Annotated in this window: 11 protein-coding genes; all 11 read right to left on the bottom strand. The window is 56.1% G+C overall.

What is annotated here, in order from left to right; genetic code table 11:
• The coding region (locus NA637_RS16750) for a GDP-mannose 4,6-dehydratase (protein WP_256073445.1) at nucleotides 1-246 on the bottom strand (246 nt) is incomplete at its 3' end.
• Nucleotides 247-930: 684 nt separating this feature from the next.
• Nucleotides 931-2,091, bottom strand: coding sequence for a polysaccharide pyruvyl transferase family protein (locus tag NA637_RS16745; protein ID WP_256073444.1), 1,161 nt, complete (start codon nucleotides 2,089-2,091; stop codon nucleotides 931-933).
• 43 nt (nucleotides 2,092-2,134) lie between these two features.
• Entirely contained in the window at nucleotides 2,135-3,562 is a 1,428-nt protein-coding gene (locus NA637_RS16740) for a glycosyltransferase (RefSeq protein WP_256073443.1), read from the bottom strand.
• Nucleotides 3,559-4,515 (bottom strand): glycosyltransferase, encoded by a 957-nt coding sequence (locus tag NA637_RS16735; RefSeq protein WP_256073442.1) that lies wholly within the window; start codon nucleotides 4,513-4,515, stop codon nucleotides 3,559-3,561. Before NA637_RS16735 ends, NA637_RS16740 begins: the two co-directional genes overlap by 4 nt.
• 2 nt (nucleotides 4,516-4,517) lie before the next feature.
• Nucleotides 4,518-5,798, bottom strand: a complete 1,281-nt coding sequence (locus tag NA637_RS16730) for a hypothetical protein (protein WP_256073441.1) — start codon at nucleotides 5,796-5,798, stop codon at nucleotides 4,518-4,520.
• Nucleotides 5,799-5,835: 37 nt separating this feature from the next.
• Nucleotides 5,836-6,792: a sulfotransferase gene (locus tag NA637_RS16725; RefSeq protein WP_256073440.1), complete on the bottom strand. Its 957-nt coding sequence runs from the start codon at nucleotides 6,790-6,792 to the stop codon at nucleotides 5,836-5,838.
• Nucleotides 6,793-6,860: 68 nt separating this feature from the next.
• On the bottom strand, nucleotides 6,861-8,495 hold the full coding sequence (locus NA637_RS16720; protein ID WP_256073439.1) for a hypothetical protein: 1,635 nt from the start codon (nucleotides 8,493-8,495) through the stop codon (nucleotides 6,861-6,863).
• Nucleotides 8,495-10,894 (bottom strand): hypothetical protein, encoded by a 2,400-nt coding sequence (locus tag NA637_RS16715; RefSeq protein ID WP_256073438.1) that lies wholly within the window; start codon nucleotides 10,892-10,894, stop codon nucleotides 8,495-8,497. Before NA637_RS16715 ends, NA637_RS16720 begins: the two co-directional genes overlap by 1 nt.
• Nucleotides 10,891-12,783, bottom strand: coding sequence for a glycosyltransferase (locus NA637_RS16710; protein WP_256073437.1), 1,893 nt, complete (start codon nucleotides 12,781-12,783; stop codon nucleotides 10,891-10,893). Before NA637_RS16710 ends, NA637_RS16715 begins: the two co-directional genes overlap by 4 nt.
• 16 nt (nucleotides 12,784-12,799) lie before the next feature.
• Nucleotides 12,800-13,423: a class I SAM-dependent methyltransferase gene (locus NA637_RS16705; protein WP_256073436.1), complete on the bottom strand. Its 624-nt coding sequence runs from the start codon at nucleotides 13,421-13,423 to the stop codon at nucleotides 12,800-12,802.
• The gene (locus NA637_RS16700) at nucleotides 13,420-15,807 is read right to left on the bottom strand and encodes a glycosyltransferase family 2 protein (protein WP_256073435.1); all 2,388 of its coding nucleotides are present in this window, start codon (nucleotides 15,805-15,807) and stop codon (nucleotides 13,420-13,422) included. The genes NA637_RS16705 and NA637_RS16700 overlap by 4 nt, the downstream gene beginning before the upstream one ends.
• Nucleotide 15,808 lies beyond the last annotated feature (1 nt).

Here is a 15,808-nt window from a genome sequence, read left to right as displayed (position 1 = left end):
GACCTCGTCCGGTTGCACCTGCTGGATAATGCGGGTGAGGTTGGATGAGTCCGTGAGGTCACCGTAATGTAGTACGAAACGTTGATTATTAACGTGCGGATCTTCGTAGATGTGGTCAACCCGCTGTGTATTGAACAACGATGCGCGGCGCTTGATGCCGTGAACTTCGTAGCCCTTTTCCAACAAAAACTCTGCTAGATAGGAACCGTCTTGGCCTGTAATGCCAGTAATAAGGGCTCTTTTCATGATTTAGCCTTTCTATATTAACTTGATTAAATATGCGTTAGCTACGGTTAGTATAAACTAGCACTTTTTGTCCGGTCATTTTCATTCTTATAGATAACGTTCCGTATATACCGTCGGCAAAAGTATTGTGCTCGTCTTATAAAGTACTAGCTTAAAATTTGATCAATAATATTGATTATTGATAGTCTGGCTCTGCCCTATCTTTAAAAAATATCAACTATCGAAGTTTGTTACTAATAGCCGGTCTTGTGCATCGATAGAGAGAAATTTCACATGGATATTTATATGGCATAAGAAAAATTATACAGTTCTTGTTAACAGTCAAACGAGCGGCTAATCAAAAAAAGGCATACTTTGTGGCTCTTAAAGGCTGATTAATATAATGGGCGGTCTCAAGCTCCAAGTGCAACTCCATTAGAGGGTGCTCGAGCCGACGACCGATTTCTTGAGCACCTTGGCGTAAACTTCAAGCGGCGGACGTCAGTCCTGTGTCTAGTGAGGCCGCGTGTTCTGGGAATCGACGTTCACGTCGATTTCTTCATAATGGCGGCTCGGTCTTCGGCGGTGAGAGGGCGTTAGCAATGGTACATGGCAACACCGTACCTGATGGGTTACGTGTTTTATTTGTTCATTGAGACCGCTGATGATTACGGGGTTGTGAGAGCGCCCATTATTAGATCTAGCCTAGCAATTAAAGTTTTTTACTAGGTCGCCGTTTTCGGCCAGGCCGTTATCGCGGATATAATCTGCCATATTGCATGCTAAAATCTGTCTTCTCGCATCGTAACCAGCCATTTTGAGTGCTACCAGATCCAACATAAACGCAGGCTTTATATTAGATAACTTGACAAACTCTTCAGGCGTTACCGACGGTATACCCATATAGTTAGCAAGTCCGGAGGTGCGTGAGTCGTGACCGATAACTACCGATGGGACGCTTGATTGCAAAGGGATCATATTGCCGTGAATACGCATACCCATCGCCATATCACAGGTGCGTGAAAAGTCCATCCAGGCTTCAATCGATGAAAAGTGAAGTGTCTTGGCTTTGATCAAGTTACGCAGATTATCCACGTCTTTGCCTATATGCGCGTAGTCACGGGGAAGGTTGTCGTCTTCCCCCAGTAAATAAGGTAATAAAACGGGGCTCTGTAAAACATAAAAAGAAGGAGATACGGTTAATAAACGCAGTGTACGTTGTAATACATCAGCCGAGTGGGCATGGCCGCCGCTGTATTCGTTAAACTGGACCTTCAGGCCATTCCATGTGAGATTCTTATCAATTAGGCGTTGTGCTTTTTTTACGATTTTTTTACCGAGACCCGGGTCGAGATTAATAAAATTAGAAGGGCACCCTGTGACTACGGCATTATTAATACCGATTTTTTCCAAAGTGTTCAGTGTAAACTCATCCCTTACACTCAGTTTTTTACACCTTTCCGACAGGAGCTTGGCCAAGCGTTCAGTATTAGGCCCAAGCTTCAGCTCGCTGTCTTTGGAGGACGCTTGTGCGCCCAACCCAAAAGAAACAACAGGACAGTCCAATTTTTCGACAACGGATGCACGTACGCCATTAGATTTTTCGTACTGTTCAGTTTTACAGAGCCAGTTGGCACAGGAAACGATTGCGTGCTCAATAGACTCTTGATTGCCGAGCAACTGATTCAACTGTGGATAAGCGAGCGGCATATAGTCATGGAGATTGTCCAGCAATGAGTTTAATGCGTGCCGAAATGCAAAATTTCCTATGTTATGGCCAGAAAAGCCCATAAGTTCTACCGAAGAGCACTGATAGGCATTCGGAATCGCGCTAACTGTTTTTAAATCAAGATACACTTTTGCCATTATAAAAGCTCATAAATTTAATGGGATCGAATTAGTTGTAAGTTCAAACCAATATATTTACAATTCCATATTCATGTTTGTCATTTCTGGAAAATTTATTTAGGTAACTCACATTAATTATAAGCTCTCTAATAGCAGGATTCTGGCAACCGAAAGGGGTAGCCTTTTTGACCGCACTGATCTCTTCAAAGGCCATTTGGGGAAGAGTTGCCAGCAGCCGGTCGGCAGAGATAAGGCCACTGTTATCAGCGGTGCAGACCTCTGCACGGACTACATCCAGCGGCTTGTCTTGCGTCATGGTTTCAATGTATTTTTCCGCAACCCTAGAGTAAGCATGGGATCTCCGCACGGCATCCACTATCTGACCTTGACGCTGGAAGGTGACTGCTGGAAGGGTGGCCAGAGCCTCATTAATCACCACACTAAATGCCTGAGGCGTATAACTCTCGGCGATGTAGGGCGATTCAAACTGGCGGGCAAACTCCTCGCAGCCATGCCATTTTCCGACGATGGGTAGACAACCGTATGAGCCAGCCTCAACCAATATATTCGGCCAGTTATCCTCATAGGAGCAAGTCAGAATAAATTGACATTGTTTAAAGATATTCACCAACTTTTCGTGTTGCTTGATATGCCCGTGGGTAATAATACGCACCGGTAAGTCGTTCAACTGGCTGATCACCTGGTGGTCCATACCGCCGACCAAGTGCAGTTCGAGCTGGTAAGCTTGAGCCTTGTCGCTAGAAAAAGCCAGCTTTAGGGCGTCGACAGCAAGTTGTAGCCCCTTGCGCTGCTCGTTAAAGGAGTCGGCGATCAATAGAATGCTGCGCTTGTCGCCCCAGCCCCTTGGCTCAAACGGCAGCGGCGGATTATAAGCGTTACGCAGCACATGCCCGCGGTGGGGGGGGACGATTCCCGAACGGATGGCGCTGTCGACGATAAAGGCACTGGGGGCGGCCAGGTGAACGTTCTCGTGGGAAAAGATCTCGCGCTTAAGCTTCAGGGTATTGATCACGGTGTGCGGGTCACACTTGCGATCATTTAGTTGCGGACATCCCACACAGCTAGCTTGGAAACCAAGACAGCCGGCTGGATAATGGCAGCCGCCAGTGATGTAGTGAAAGTCGTGCAAAGTAAACAGAATCTGCTTACCCCTTTGGACCAGTCGCAGAATCTCACAGAGCGACAGAAGGTAGCTGGCCCAGTGAATATTCAGAACGTCATATTGATCCAGAAAGTCGATCAGCCACTGGCGCGGTTCGGTGGCGTAATCCACGGTAAAGTGGGTATTGGTGATTTTTCCGTTGCTGGCGCTGTGCGTGGGGGACACCTCGGTATCCACTTGCCCCAGAATGTCGATATCAAAAAAATCGACCTCAAAGCCTGCCCCCCGAGACAAGGCTTCGTAGACACGGTAGGCGGCAATACCGGCACCTCCGGCCGAGGCGCTGGACAGTATGGCGATTTTCATGGGTGCATCTCCAGATCCGACTGTAACGCTAGCTCTTTCTGTCGTTCCTGATGGGCAGTCAGGGCGGTGAGCTTGGCTTCCAATGCCTTGAGCCGGGCGTTGCTGGGTGAACTACTTTGTAGTTCTGCTTCCAGTTCCTTATAGAGTGAAACGAGAATGTTAAGGGTTTCTCTGCACTCCTTAAAGCCCCCATGCTTGGCCTGCACCAGCGCCAGCGAGGTGATCGATTCACCCCGTGCGCCACGGGTCTTGCACTCTTCATGGTATACGCTGTAGGCGATATCGATATCGATATGATGCAACGTAAATACCTTGGCCATGCCGATGAAAAGGTCGGCATCCATGGCGTAATGATCGTGTATATCCAGAGGGCCGGCGGTTTCCCAAGCCTTGCGGGTAAAGAAGACGCTCGGCTGAATCAGGTGGTGCTTGGCGTAATCCAGAAGATGTTCAAAGGTAAGTTTTTCAGGCGAGAATACAAAATGATTGATTGAGGTAAGGTCGATCTCGGTCATATAAGCGTTGCCGACCAGCACCTGACAGCACTTGTGCTTCTTGAAGTAGCGGCGGACCTGATTAAGTGTGTTGGGCAGAATGATGTCGTCACCATTCAGCCAGTACAGAATGTCGCCACTGGCCTTAGCGTAGCCGTTATTAATGGCGTCGGATTGGCCCTTGTCCTTGCCGCTGAATACATGGGCAAACATCGGTTTATAATGATCGACGATTTGCATGGTGTCGTCAGTGCTACCGCCGTCCATCAACAACAATTCTACGCCATTCAGATCATTGCAAAGCAGGCTGCGCAGGGTCTTTTCCAAGAAGCGACCGGAGTTGTAGATGGGAATGACGATGGAAACGGTGGGTAATATCTCACACGCCATTTCAACTTTGAGGGCGTGCTCCCATGGAAGGATGGCTTGTGAGGTGTAGGGCGTGGGTAGTGTCGACATAATTATTCGCCTTCCTTGCAAAGTTCAAATACGGCATTACAGAGGCCTAGTGCAAAATCGCTGCTGGCCGACCAGACAACGTGCTTGAAAAGGGTGGCGTTGAAAATTCCATGATCAACCAGTTCGGCGCCGAAAAGCCGAATAAGGTAAGTCAGTTGTTCCTGACCCCTTGTGTTGTCCAGGATCTGTCGCAAGGCAATACCGTGGAGATTGCCCTCGGGATACTGGGTTACTACCCGGTGCCTCCCCAGTTGCTGCTTTACCAGTAACTGGGTGAGCAGCATGAACAGGTAGCCGGTGATTACTGGATACGATTTCATCTGGGTTTGTTTGAATGACTCCGCCGCCGACCAGCTTTGCGCTTCCAGTTGACTGGTGATAAAGTTTTTTACCCGCTTTGCAGGTACATTGATGGTGACATGATGGCGGGCCAGGATCTTATCCAGCCGAGAACAGACGGTGCTTGCAGCGGGAACAGTGGTGTTTTCGGCAAGGGCCACCGGCGGCTGGAAAAAGGCTGTTTTCAAGGTTCTTGAGATCGAAATGTTGGCATCGCAGTGGCTGTTAATCAGCTGGGCAAATTCGGCGGCAATGGCGACGCTATCGCTTCCATTGAAACGCCCCGACGCCTTCATTTCTTCAGCATAGAGATCGAATTCATGGATCTGATTGTAGGTCGTTTTATGAGATTGATGGAGAAATATCTCCCCATCAAGGATGATTCCGTCCAACCCGTAGAGGAGATGGAAACCGAGGTAATAGTCCCAACCGGGGATGCCAAAGGTCATCCGCTCGGCCAAGTTGCCACCCTGCAATCGCACGAAGGTTTGGTCTAAGCCTTCGCGAGTGAAATGGAAGAGATCAATACCGCCCCGGTAGGGCGTGGAGTCGGTGAAGCGGTGGTCAGCCAGATTCACGCATTCGTTTCTTGTCAGAGCCAGTGTGTCGCTGATGCTGGCGAGAAAACGGGATGCAGGGCGCTGGTGGGCGGGATAGATATCGGAGTTGGTAAGTATCGTTGCATCATAGTTGTAATGCCGGGCACGATTCAACACAGGAATTACCCTAGGTATTGGCCGCCCAAACAGGTCTTGCGCTGTCTCGCCTGGAGATAAAATATCTATATCGTTCGCGCTAAAACCTCTGTCAATCAGTTGTTGCGCTTCTTCCGAACAGTTCATGCTGCGAATGTGATAGCCGGCGTTTTTCCATGCCTCAAAACAATGTTTTTGATAGGTGACCTTGCCAAATGGATTCACGCTGGTGACGACAAGTGTATTCATGGAAATTCCATCCTCCTTGAGGTTATTTGGCTAGCGCTTAAAAGGTAGAGGGGTAATCCAATCGCAAGCATAATTTGTTCCAGTTTTCTGAGTTGTCGGCTTCGCACCGTATTTGGTCGGAAACTGGCCGTCGCTCACGTTCAGCAATGATCGCTCCGCTGCGCCCACTGTCGCCAGACAGTTGATACGCTGAAAACGAATCCCGATAGTTGGCGTTGTAAGGAATTTCAAGGGCCACACACAGGTCAAACATTGTCTCATTAGGTGAGATAACAAAGTCTTCATACTTATAGATCCGGCAGTCAGCATGCTGGTTCAGAAACGCGAGATAGCGAACGGCATATTCATCCAGATTGCAGGGTGTAAAGTGAGTCCAGCCATTGTTCAGTAGCGACAGGTAGGGGTCGATAGGGTTACGCACAGTGACCAAGTGTTTTATATCAAAGTGAGGCTCTAGCAACCGCTTTAAGGTGTCGACTTCTGGTGCTGGCTTATCAGTACAGTAGTCGGCGTGTGTATGCGCTCTAATGACCAGATAGCCGCCCTGTTTTCGTATATATTTTTCGGTTTCGATTATGCCGTATAAAAACAGCTTTTCTGCGAGTGTATCTACGTTAGGTATACGCCCGTATATTGCTTGTGTTGTTATATCTCTTGGGGTGTAGGCGGCCTCATCAATGTTCATGCCTAACCGCGTTGTCGGGTGTATTTCACTTAATAAGAAAACATTAGGCTGTACGGCCAGGCATTTGGAAATTAGTGTTCCACCACTACAGGCCAAGTGATGAATAATTCTTAACGTTGGCTTTTTTTGACTTTCAATATCTGCAGTTACCGCATTGCAGCGCTCTAATAGACTTTGGTTGTTGCTTAGGCTGTCTGCTACTTCTACGATTTCTCTGTCACTATCCAACTGGTTTTGTTTAATAAGGTCTAATGCGCTACGTAGCTCTTGTTGCATGGCTCTTAAATTAGTGCTGATTTTTTGGGGCATTTCAGAAGCTTGAGTTTTATTATTTTTTTTTGCGCACTGCCTTTTTTTTAATACTTTTTTTCCATAGGTTAAAGCTCCTCCAGTAATTCGGGGTGCTTTTGGCTTAACTGGTGGTAGAAGCGTGAGGCGGCCTCTAATTTGCTGTCCAGCTCGCGTATTAAGTCACGTAGCTCCTGTTCGTTTTTGCTTAGTTTTGCGTAGCGCTCTCGCAGCTCAGATGCATCGGCCTCAACCTTGGCTAGTAACTTTGTACTAAGTTGTGCGGATCGTAGCTGCTCTTTGTATTCCGACTCAAGCTGTTCATTGCTCTGTGTCATTGATTCATTGTCTGCTGCGAGTTGTTCTATTTTACTTTGTGCTTCGTCCAATGTTTTGAGCTGAATATCACGTCCCGCTTCTGCTGTCTCTGTTCGTTGAGTTGCTTCATCTCGCTGCTGGGTGCGCTCGGCTAGCTGGTTATCACGCTCGGTAAGCTGCTGTGCTTTTTCGTCAAGCACTTGTTTATGCTGATTCGCTTGCTGCTGTGCTTGGTAAAGTTCCTGTGTGCTCTGTTCCAATTGTTGTTTTAACGTGTCGCGCCCTTTAGTGGCGTTTTCCACCTGTTTGGCTTTTTCATCACGCTGTTGGGTACGCTCGGCTAGCTGCTTATCCCGCCCGGTGAGCTGTTGCGCTTTGTCGTCCAGCGATTGCTTATGCTGATTGGCTTGCTCTTTGGCCTGCAGTAGGGCTTGGTCGCGTTCCTGCGTGCGCTGTTCCAACTGCTGTTTTAGCGTATCGCGCTCTTGATTGGTACTTTCCGCCTGCTTAGCTTTCTCATCGCGGACCTGGGTGAGTTCGGCGCGCTCCTGTGCAAGGGCGTCGCGCTCTGTGGTGAGGTCGGCTTTGTCCTTGGTCAGCGTGTCGATCTGGCCTTGGTACTCGTTGGCGAGCTGTTCGGCAGTGGTTTTGGCCATCTGCAGGGTTGTGCATTCAGCTTTGAGCGGCGCTGTTTCATCGCGCAGGAACAAGGCTTCCCCGATTGCTGGATGGTTGGTTTCGCCAATGTGTGCACATCGGAACCCCCATGCGTTCAGGAAGTCGACCGCAGCCTCCAGGCTGGCTTCTGGCACTTCCAGACGAGCCGGGTCGAGAACGCTCCGCAGGCAGATGACGCTTACGTTTTCAAGCGTCTGGGTCGCCCCGCGCAGAATGCTCAGAGCCGGCAGGCATTCGACCATCAGCCAAGTGGTGCCTTCCCCCTCCTGAACAGGGATCGGATAGCTGCTCAGCAGGGTGTCCAGGCGTTGGGCTTGCTGGTGGCTGGTGGACAGCGGACGCAGGTTGGGCCAGAGGCCGACCAGTGCGCTGGCGGGTAGCAGCCCGTCTTCAGCAGGGTTGCTGGCGTGGTGCAGTTCCCGTTCGCCATCCTGCTCGGCGAGCACTCCACCCAAGGCCAGCCAGTCGGTCGAACTGGTTTGCTGCGCAGCGCGCGCCGACAGCCATTCCAGCCGCTTGGCATCGCTGTCGATAACGCGCGCATACGCCACCGGCCAGTTCAGCCAATGGCTAAACGGGCCATGACCAAGGCCGGCCCCTATGTGGATGATCGCTTGCGGCGTGGCGAGCTGACGGGCCATCTCCAGGCACGCCAGCGTGGCGTGTGGCGAGGCGATGGATAGCGCTTGCAGAGCCGATATCTGCGGCATGGTGTTCGTCACGTTCATCAAGCTACAACCTGCAGTTGGCGGGCTTCAGGGACGTACAACGCGAGGATGCGTTGGACGTTGCCGGTCAGGTCGTGCCAGTCCTGCCAGGCACGGTTGATGCGGGTTCCGTTGGCTTGCAGGTCATTCAACAGCTCGGGCAGCACTGCGCAAAGGGCGCGCAGGAAGTGGTGATCGACGTCGCCCAGTTGTCCCCAGATCTGCATGTCCATGGCGTCGGGCAGGGCGAAGCGCATCTCGAGCTTGGCGCCGTTATCGTCATAACTTTCCTCGAACCAGCCGGGTAGCGGCGCCTGGCCGGTGCCGCGCGGGAATTCCAGTTTCGGATGGGTGCCGAAGCGCTGCGGCCCGACATTGGCGCAAGCCAGGCGGAACTCGAACTGCGGCCAGCGATGCGTGCCGAGCGACAGATTGTCCACGACCAGCCAGAGATGTTCGTAATCCGGGTTGAGCTGGTTGTTTTTCAGGCGCACCCGGTCGTAGCGCAAGGTTGGAGGCAACGCGCCCAGTTGCTGCACGAACTGCCCGAAGGCCGCTTGCAGAGCGGCAGCCGGGACCGCCGGGCTGAGTTGCAATTCGGCCGGCTTGCTCAGGGCCTTTTCAAAGACCCGCGCAAGGGTGTCGATCAATGAGAAATCGCTGGTCGCCAACTGCGCCAGCGTCTTGTGCTCCGTTTCTGAACCTGCCATCAGCAGGATCTCGTTATCGGGTGCGTGTGCCGGCCAGCGCAGCAGTTGCGGGTTATCAGGGGTGCGCTTGATGCCAATGGCAACATGCCCATCGACGATCCGGGTTTGGCATTCCAGCTGCGGTATGTGGCGCCCTGCGGCTTCCAGACCCTCGAGTGTCCAGTCGAGGGTGCTTGCCTCGGCTGTGGATGCGGCGCTCAACTGGGTGTAGTCGCAATAGCCAGGGTTGCGCTGGAGCATGCGCTGCCAGCGCGTTTCCTGCGCTTGCAGGTTCTGCTGAACCTTCTGGTATTCGAGGAAGTAATGTTCGAGCTCCTCCTGCACCTGATGCAGTTGCAGAAGCAGAAGCTCGCTTTCTTCCTGGGCGTTGTTCAGGTCGGCTGCAAGGGCGGTTTTTTCCTGGTTGAGCGCGTCGATTTTCGTCCGGCACTCCTTGATCTCGCGTGTTTGCTGGTCGCGAGCCTTGGTGAGTTCTGTGTTCTCGCGAGTGAGGGTGTCGCGCTCGCTGGCGAGACTGGTTTTCTCGCGACTCAGCGTATCGATCTGGCTTTGGCGCTGGTTGGCAAGCTGAGTTTGCTTGTCACGCTCCTTGGCGAGTTCGGCACTTTGTTTTTTCAGTGCTTCGCTGGCCGCCGTCAGGCTGGCCAGTTCTGCCTTGAGTGCGTTGAGCTGTTGCGCGCCCTGTTGCTCCTTGAGGAACAGGCTCTCAAGCTCTTCCTGCACCTGGTGCAGTTGCAGAAGCAGGAGCTCGCTTTCCTCTTTGACGGTGCTCAACTCGGCGGTGAGGGTAGTTTTTTCTTGGTTGAGCGCGTCGATCTGTTGCAGACGCTCGCTGGCAAGCCGGCTTTGTTCGTCACGTGCACCTTTCAGGCTCTGGATCTGCTGACTCAGGTCGTCATGGCTGGCTTGCAAGGCTGCTTGCTGCTGCTCTAGCAGGTCCGCCTGTTGGCTACGTTCACGCAATTGCCGATAGGCTGCGACGGCGCTTTCCGTCGTGAAGGGCTGTGCTGCTGGTGCGGCGTGCTGGCCGAACGGGGTGAGGCTGGCGAGGATTTCCTGATGCAATGCGTGCTCGGCCGAGCAGTTTTCGAGGCGCTGTTGGGCAAGAAAGCCCGCCACAGGGTCGAGATACAGACCATGCGCGAGTGCGTCATGTGCTCCAGTGGCTTGCAGGGGTAAATCCCAGCGGGCCGTCAGTGTTTCGACCAGCTGCGGACCTTGGGCAAGCGCGGTCTCTGCGCAGACGAGCACGCTGCGCTCGGGATGGCGCAGATGGAAACGCAGCATGGCCTGATGGCTGGTCTGCCACTGCCGCAGTACTTCATCGGCGCTTGCGCCTTCGGCCGGCGAGGCTATGGCGTGAGCCATGGCTTGCAAGGGAGAGATGCAGACGAGCACGAAATAAAGGTGCGGATCGAACGGATACCAGAAGTCGAGCAGTTCGACGCTGCGCGGATCGCTCCACCCCCACACGGGGCTGTCGATATTGGCCATGAAGATATCGGTGGCCAGTTGCTCCCAGAGGCGCCCCAGCGGCAAACCGTGTACGCCACCGGGATGTTTTGCGAGTACTCGTTGATGCCAGGCGCTGATATCCAGACCTTCGCTGCGCTGCGCCGGGTGTGCCGCAGCCATTCCACTATCGAGAAGTTGCCCGGTTACTGCCTGGAGAGCGGGATGCGCTGTGCTGGTAATGCAGAGAGTTTTCATGGGTATTGTTGCTCGATGAGTGGCGTTGCGCTCGCAGCTACCGTGTTGCTATTGGCTGCGTGGAGCGCCGCATGAATATCGGAAAGTCGTTGCCTGTAACGGGCGCCGATGACGCTCGGCGCGAACAGGCGGGTAGCTATCTCATTGGGCTGCCGCTGCGCATGGTTGCGCTGGGCCACCGCACGCATGGCTTGGGCTGCCGCGGGAATATCCGGCTCGGCCCACTGGTTGCCTTCGGCTTCGACGTAGTCCGCAGCCTTGAGCTGGACGGTTTGGCTGGGTACGAGATGGGCACCTGCCGGCTCGCAGAAGTCGATGTTGCCGCCGTAGCCAGTCGCGATGACGTCGAGGCCGAGCAGCAATGCTTCAGCAATGCCGCGACCGAACCCTTCCGCCCGATGCAGTGAAACGAAGCAGTCGCAGCCGCGGTACAACTCCAGCACATCGGCCTTGTCCAGCATCGCGTCGATGATGTGAATGCGCCCATCGCTCTGGGCTGCGGCCTGTATCTGTTGCCAGATCGGATTGTCTGAATCCGGGCGCATGCATTTGATGACCAGGCCGGTGTGCTGGTCGGCTGCCGTAAATGCATGCTGAAAGGCTTCCACGACACCGAGCGGGTTCTTGCGCTCTATGAATGAATTACCGTCAAACGAAAAGACGAACAGCGTCTTTTCCTCCGGCAGACCGAAGCGTGCACGCTGGCGCGGCGCAGTATTGTCCACTTCGGGTGGCAGGCACACAGCCATCGGCATCAATTGCACGGGCACCGGGCTTACGCGTTGCATCGCCTGCTGGATATGCCGGCTCGAAGCCCAGGCTTCATCGATGAGGTTGAAGCAGTGCTCCCAGTTGGCCGGCCAGTCGTGCAGCTCCCATGGCCAGTAGCCGATGGTGTAGCGGCCAGTGAAGAGTTCGGTTCCGCGCATCAGCATCAGTCTCAGATGCTCCATGGCGGTGAGGCAGACGATGTTGACCGCGTAACGGGGGGTGTCGGTTACCCACTGTGCAACGCTCCGGTCGTGCTGCCGGATGTTGCTGCCTGGTGCGAAGTCGATGACGCAGAAGGGGATGCCGGCTGCCTGGCAGGCGTGAGCGGCCATGCGCACGTCTTCACCAATGCCCAGTTCTCCGAACGCATAGCCGATCAGGTTGACGCCAAACTCGTTGTTGCTGGGTGGCTGAAGGCGGGGAGCCGGCGCCGGCCACGCCTGGAGCGAAAATGTCTGCAGCAGCGGCAGAGCAGTTTCCTGCATGGCATTGCGGGTGAACCAATTGCCAAACACCGCGCGACCATCGGGGTGCTTGAGCTTTAGAACCGCTTGCAGGTCTGGGCGCTTCTCGACCAGCAGGCGCGCGAAGCGACTGCGAGACAAGTCAGGGTCATTCAGCAGAAAACGGCGTTGCCACGCGGGAACATCCTGATCACTGATTGCCAGCTCCAGCCAGCCGCTGCAGCCGAAGAACCAAAAGAGCGCATCACGTTGTGCGTCCGGGCTTTTCAATTCGGGATCAATGCCAAGGTCGCGTCGCCCGATGATCGCCAGATGCACAAGCCGCGAGATGCCACCTGACCATTCGCTCTGAGGCACGCTTGCCGGCTCGCAAAGCTTTTGCCTGAACGGCTCGAACTGGCGCAGGGCGGCGTATTCGCAACGCCCATGCAGCAAGCTCCAGGCGAGAAATCCCAGCCGGCCCTCAGGCGTATCGAGCGGGAAAATCTGCTGCAGATCCTGATCACGCAGTTGCCAGATGGCGAGTTGCAGGCCGTAAACCGGGCTCATGCCAGGCACGTCCAGCGCCGTGATGGGCTGGCTGTAGGCGTAGTCGGCCCCGACCTGTCCCGGCAGGCTTGCAAATAGATCAGCGATTTTCAGTGAGTTCTGCATGGCTGAGCTTCTGGATTCAGGCTGCTGCTAGCGGCGCATTGGCAACCACGGCCACCGCCCACAAATCAAACGACTGCCCCTTGAGCACCCGCACTTCCCCGAAGCCTGCTTCCGCCAGCTTGGTGCCCAGCCGTTCGGCGGTGAAGCCGGTGCGGTGGGCCATGTAGTGGTTGCCGCGGGTCAGCGAGGCCTGGTGGCCGAAGAGCATGTCCAGCGGGGTGATGGGGCCGGCGGGTGAGGTGTAGAGCACCTGGTCGGCGCGGCCTTCGGTGATCAGCTGGGCGATGCGGCCGAGGTCGGGCAGGGTGATCAGGGCGAAGCCGCCGGGTTTGAGCACGCGGCGGATTTCCTCCAGGGCCTGCGGCACCTGGAAGCCTTCGAGGTGTTCGAGGTTGTGCGAGGACCACACGGCATCGGCGCTGGCGCTGGCGACCATGCCCATGTCGGTGAGGCTGGCGACGATGTCCGGCTTCACGCGCGGGTCGATGTCCAGCTTGATTTCCTGCCAGTGGGCGCCGCGAAAGCATTCGGGCAGGCGCTCGGGGCTGGCGGTGCCGCAGCCGATGTTCAGCAGCGTCTTGTCGCCGGGCTGGCTCAGGCTGGGGATGAAGCTGGCGAGGTCTTGCTGGGTGATCTTCATTCTGCGTTCTTCTGGTTCTGCTGCGTGCAGCGCGGTGCGCTGCTGCGCGGAGGTAGGGCGAGGCCACCGTAGGGGCCGGCGAGGTAGTCGGTGCTCAGGCAGGGGTGGTAGTAGGGGTCCTGCTGGCCGGCCTGGGACCAGCGGGCGATGAAGTGCTGTTGTTCACGGCCGGCGCGGGCGGCCTTGGTGGGGGTGTCTTCCTTGCCGCGGCTGGCGGATTCGGCGTGGACGAGGTTGGCGAAGGGCGTCCAGACCAGGCGCTGGCCGGTCTCGCGCAGGCGCAGGCACATGTCCACGTCGTTGAAGGTGACGGTGAAGCGCTTTTCGTCCATGCCGCCCAGGCGCAGGTAATCGCGCTTGCGCATCAACAGGCAGGCGGTGGTGACCACGCTCTGCTCGCGGGCCAGGTGGTTGAAACCCAGGTAGCCGGCATCGTCGCGGTTGAGGTTGTTGCCGGTATGCGCGGCCAGGCCGTTGATGCCGACTACCACGCCGCCATGCTGGACCATGCCGTTGGGCCACATCAGCTTGGCACCGACGGCGCCGATGCCGGGGCGCAATAGCTGCGTGAGCATCTCTTTCAGCCAGTCGGGATGGAGGATCTCGATGTCGTTGTTGACCAGGCCGATGATGCGGCCTTTGGCGCGTTCAGCCGCCCAGTTGTTGATGGCGGCGTAGTTGAACGCATGGGGATAGGGCAGGACACGCACGCCACGGCCCTGGATGTGCTGCAGATAGGCGAGCGTTTCCGGGATGCAGGAGCCGTTGTCGACGATGATGATTTCCAGCGCCGGGTAGTCGGTGCTGTCGAGCAGGCCATCGATGCAGGTACGCAGCAGCTTGAGCTGGTCACGCGTGGGCACGATCAGGCTGATCAGCGGCAGCTCAGCCGGCAGCGGCCAGTTCACGCGGCTGAGGCCGGGGTACTGCGGATTCGCTTGCACGCTGGCGCCGGGCGCGCGCTGTTGCGCCAGCCAGTTGATGGCGGCATGGCGTTGGCTGTCCGGCAGCGCCAGGTGCGGGCTGGTGGGTGCGTTGGCGCGGCGCTGGTAGAGCACCTGCGGGATGTGCATCACCGGGGCCTGGTTGCTGGCCACGACGCCGGCCAGCAGCCAATGCCAGCCGGCCTTGCCTGCGAGGCCTGCCTGGGCAAGCCCGGCCATGGCCCTGGAAACGGCAGCGCCGGTCAGCGCAGCGCCAGGGGTGACAATATCCGCGCCGTAGAACAGCGTTTCATCCCAGCCCGGTTTGAACCAGGGGTTGCTGCGCCCGCCCGTTGAATCGTCCTGGTCGCAGTCGGCATAAGCCCAGCCTGCACCCGACTCGCCAAGCAGCGTCAGCAGGGTATCGAGTGCATGGCTGGCCAGGCGATCGCCCCTCTGCAGCGGCACGATGATGGCGGCCGTTGCGACATGCCTGGCCAACTCGTCCAGCAGTTCGCCCGCAGCCGGCGCGATGACCTGGACCTGTTCGGCGGGCAGGCGCTGCTTCTGAATACTCAGACGGCTGGTGGCTTCGTCCGCTTCGCTGCCCTCCCCCAGCAAGACCACCACGGCTACGCCAGGCGTTTGCCGGTACGCCTGGGGCTGCTGGAACACGGCATGCCAGCGCGGGTAATGGTTGAAGCCTGCGCTACGCGGGAAATGGATGTCCTGGGTCTTGGCCAGCTGACTCAGCAACGCCGGCACGCTGGCGGTTTGGCCGTTTTCGCGCTCCTGAGCCGGCCACAAGCGATGCAGCAGCGCCGCGAAGCCTTCGGGGTGCAGACAGAGGCGAATGGGGCTGCCGGTCAGAGGCGTGCCGTGATCGGTCTCCAGATGAATCTCGTGGGCCTGGCCATCGGCGAGCTCCCACGGCAGATCGATGTCAAAGCCGTGATCGGCGGTGGAGCGGCCGATCAGGGCTGGGTGAGGCTGATTGGCTGTGGCCGTCACGAGCTGACGCAGGCCTTCACGCGCTTGCACCGTGACATGGCGGCTTGGCGCGTCGGGGTCCCAGGCCCAGCCTTTGATCTTCAAGCCGCCGGTGTACCAGGCTTGTGTCGCGATGGGCGCAGGGGCGCTGCGCTTGCCGGCATCAGCCAAAGCCAGGGCCCCATCCAGCCACGGGCCATGGTTGGCAATGCGTGCGGTCACATGCTCCGCGTTCTCCAGCCACGCGGGACGCAGCTGGACGGCGAACCCATGGAAGCCATCGCCAGGTGCATCCAGCGGCTGCTCCATGTCCGCGCGCACCAGGGCGACGAAGATGTGGTCGATATAGATCTCAACGGCCAGGCGCAACTGCGGGTTCTGTGGGTCCATCGCCCAGCCCTGCAACACGTCACCGTGCAGGCCGGTAATGGCGCCAAGCAATTGAGATACGTATTTTTCGGGTGCGTTCATA

The sequence above is a fragment of the Stutzerimonas stutzeri genome (genome assembly GCF_024448935.1).
In the GTDB taxonomy this organism is placed as follows: domain Bacteria; phylum Pseudomonadota; class Gammaproteobacteria; order Pseudomonadales; family Pseudomonadaceae; genus Stutzerimonas; species Stutzerimonas stutzeri_AO.
The sequence above is the reverse complement of the archived record's forward strand: the minus strand, read 5'-3'. Positions and strand labels throughout refer to the sequence as shown.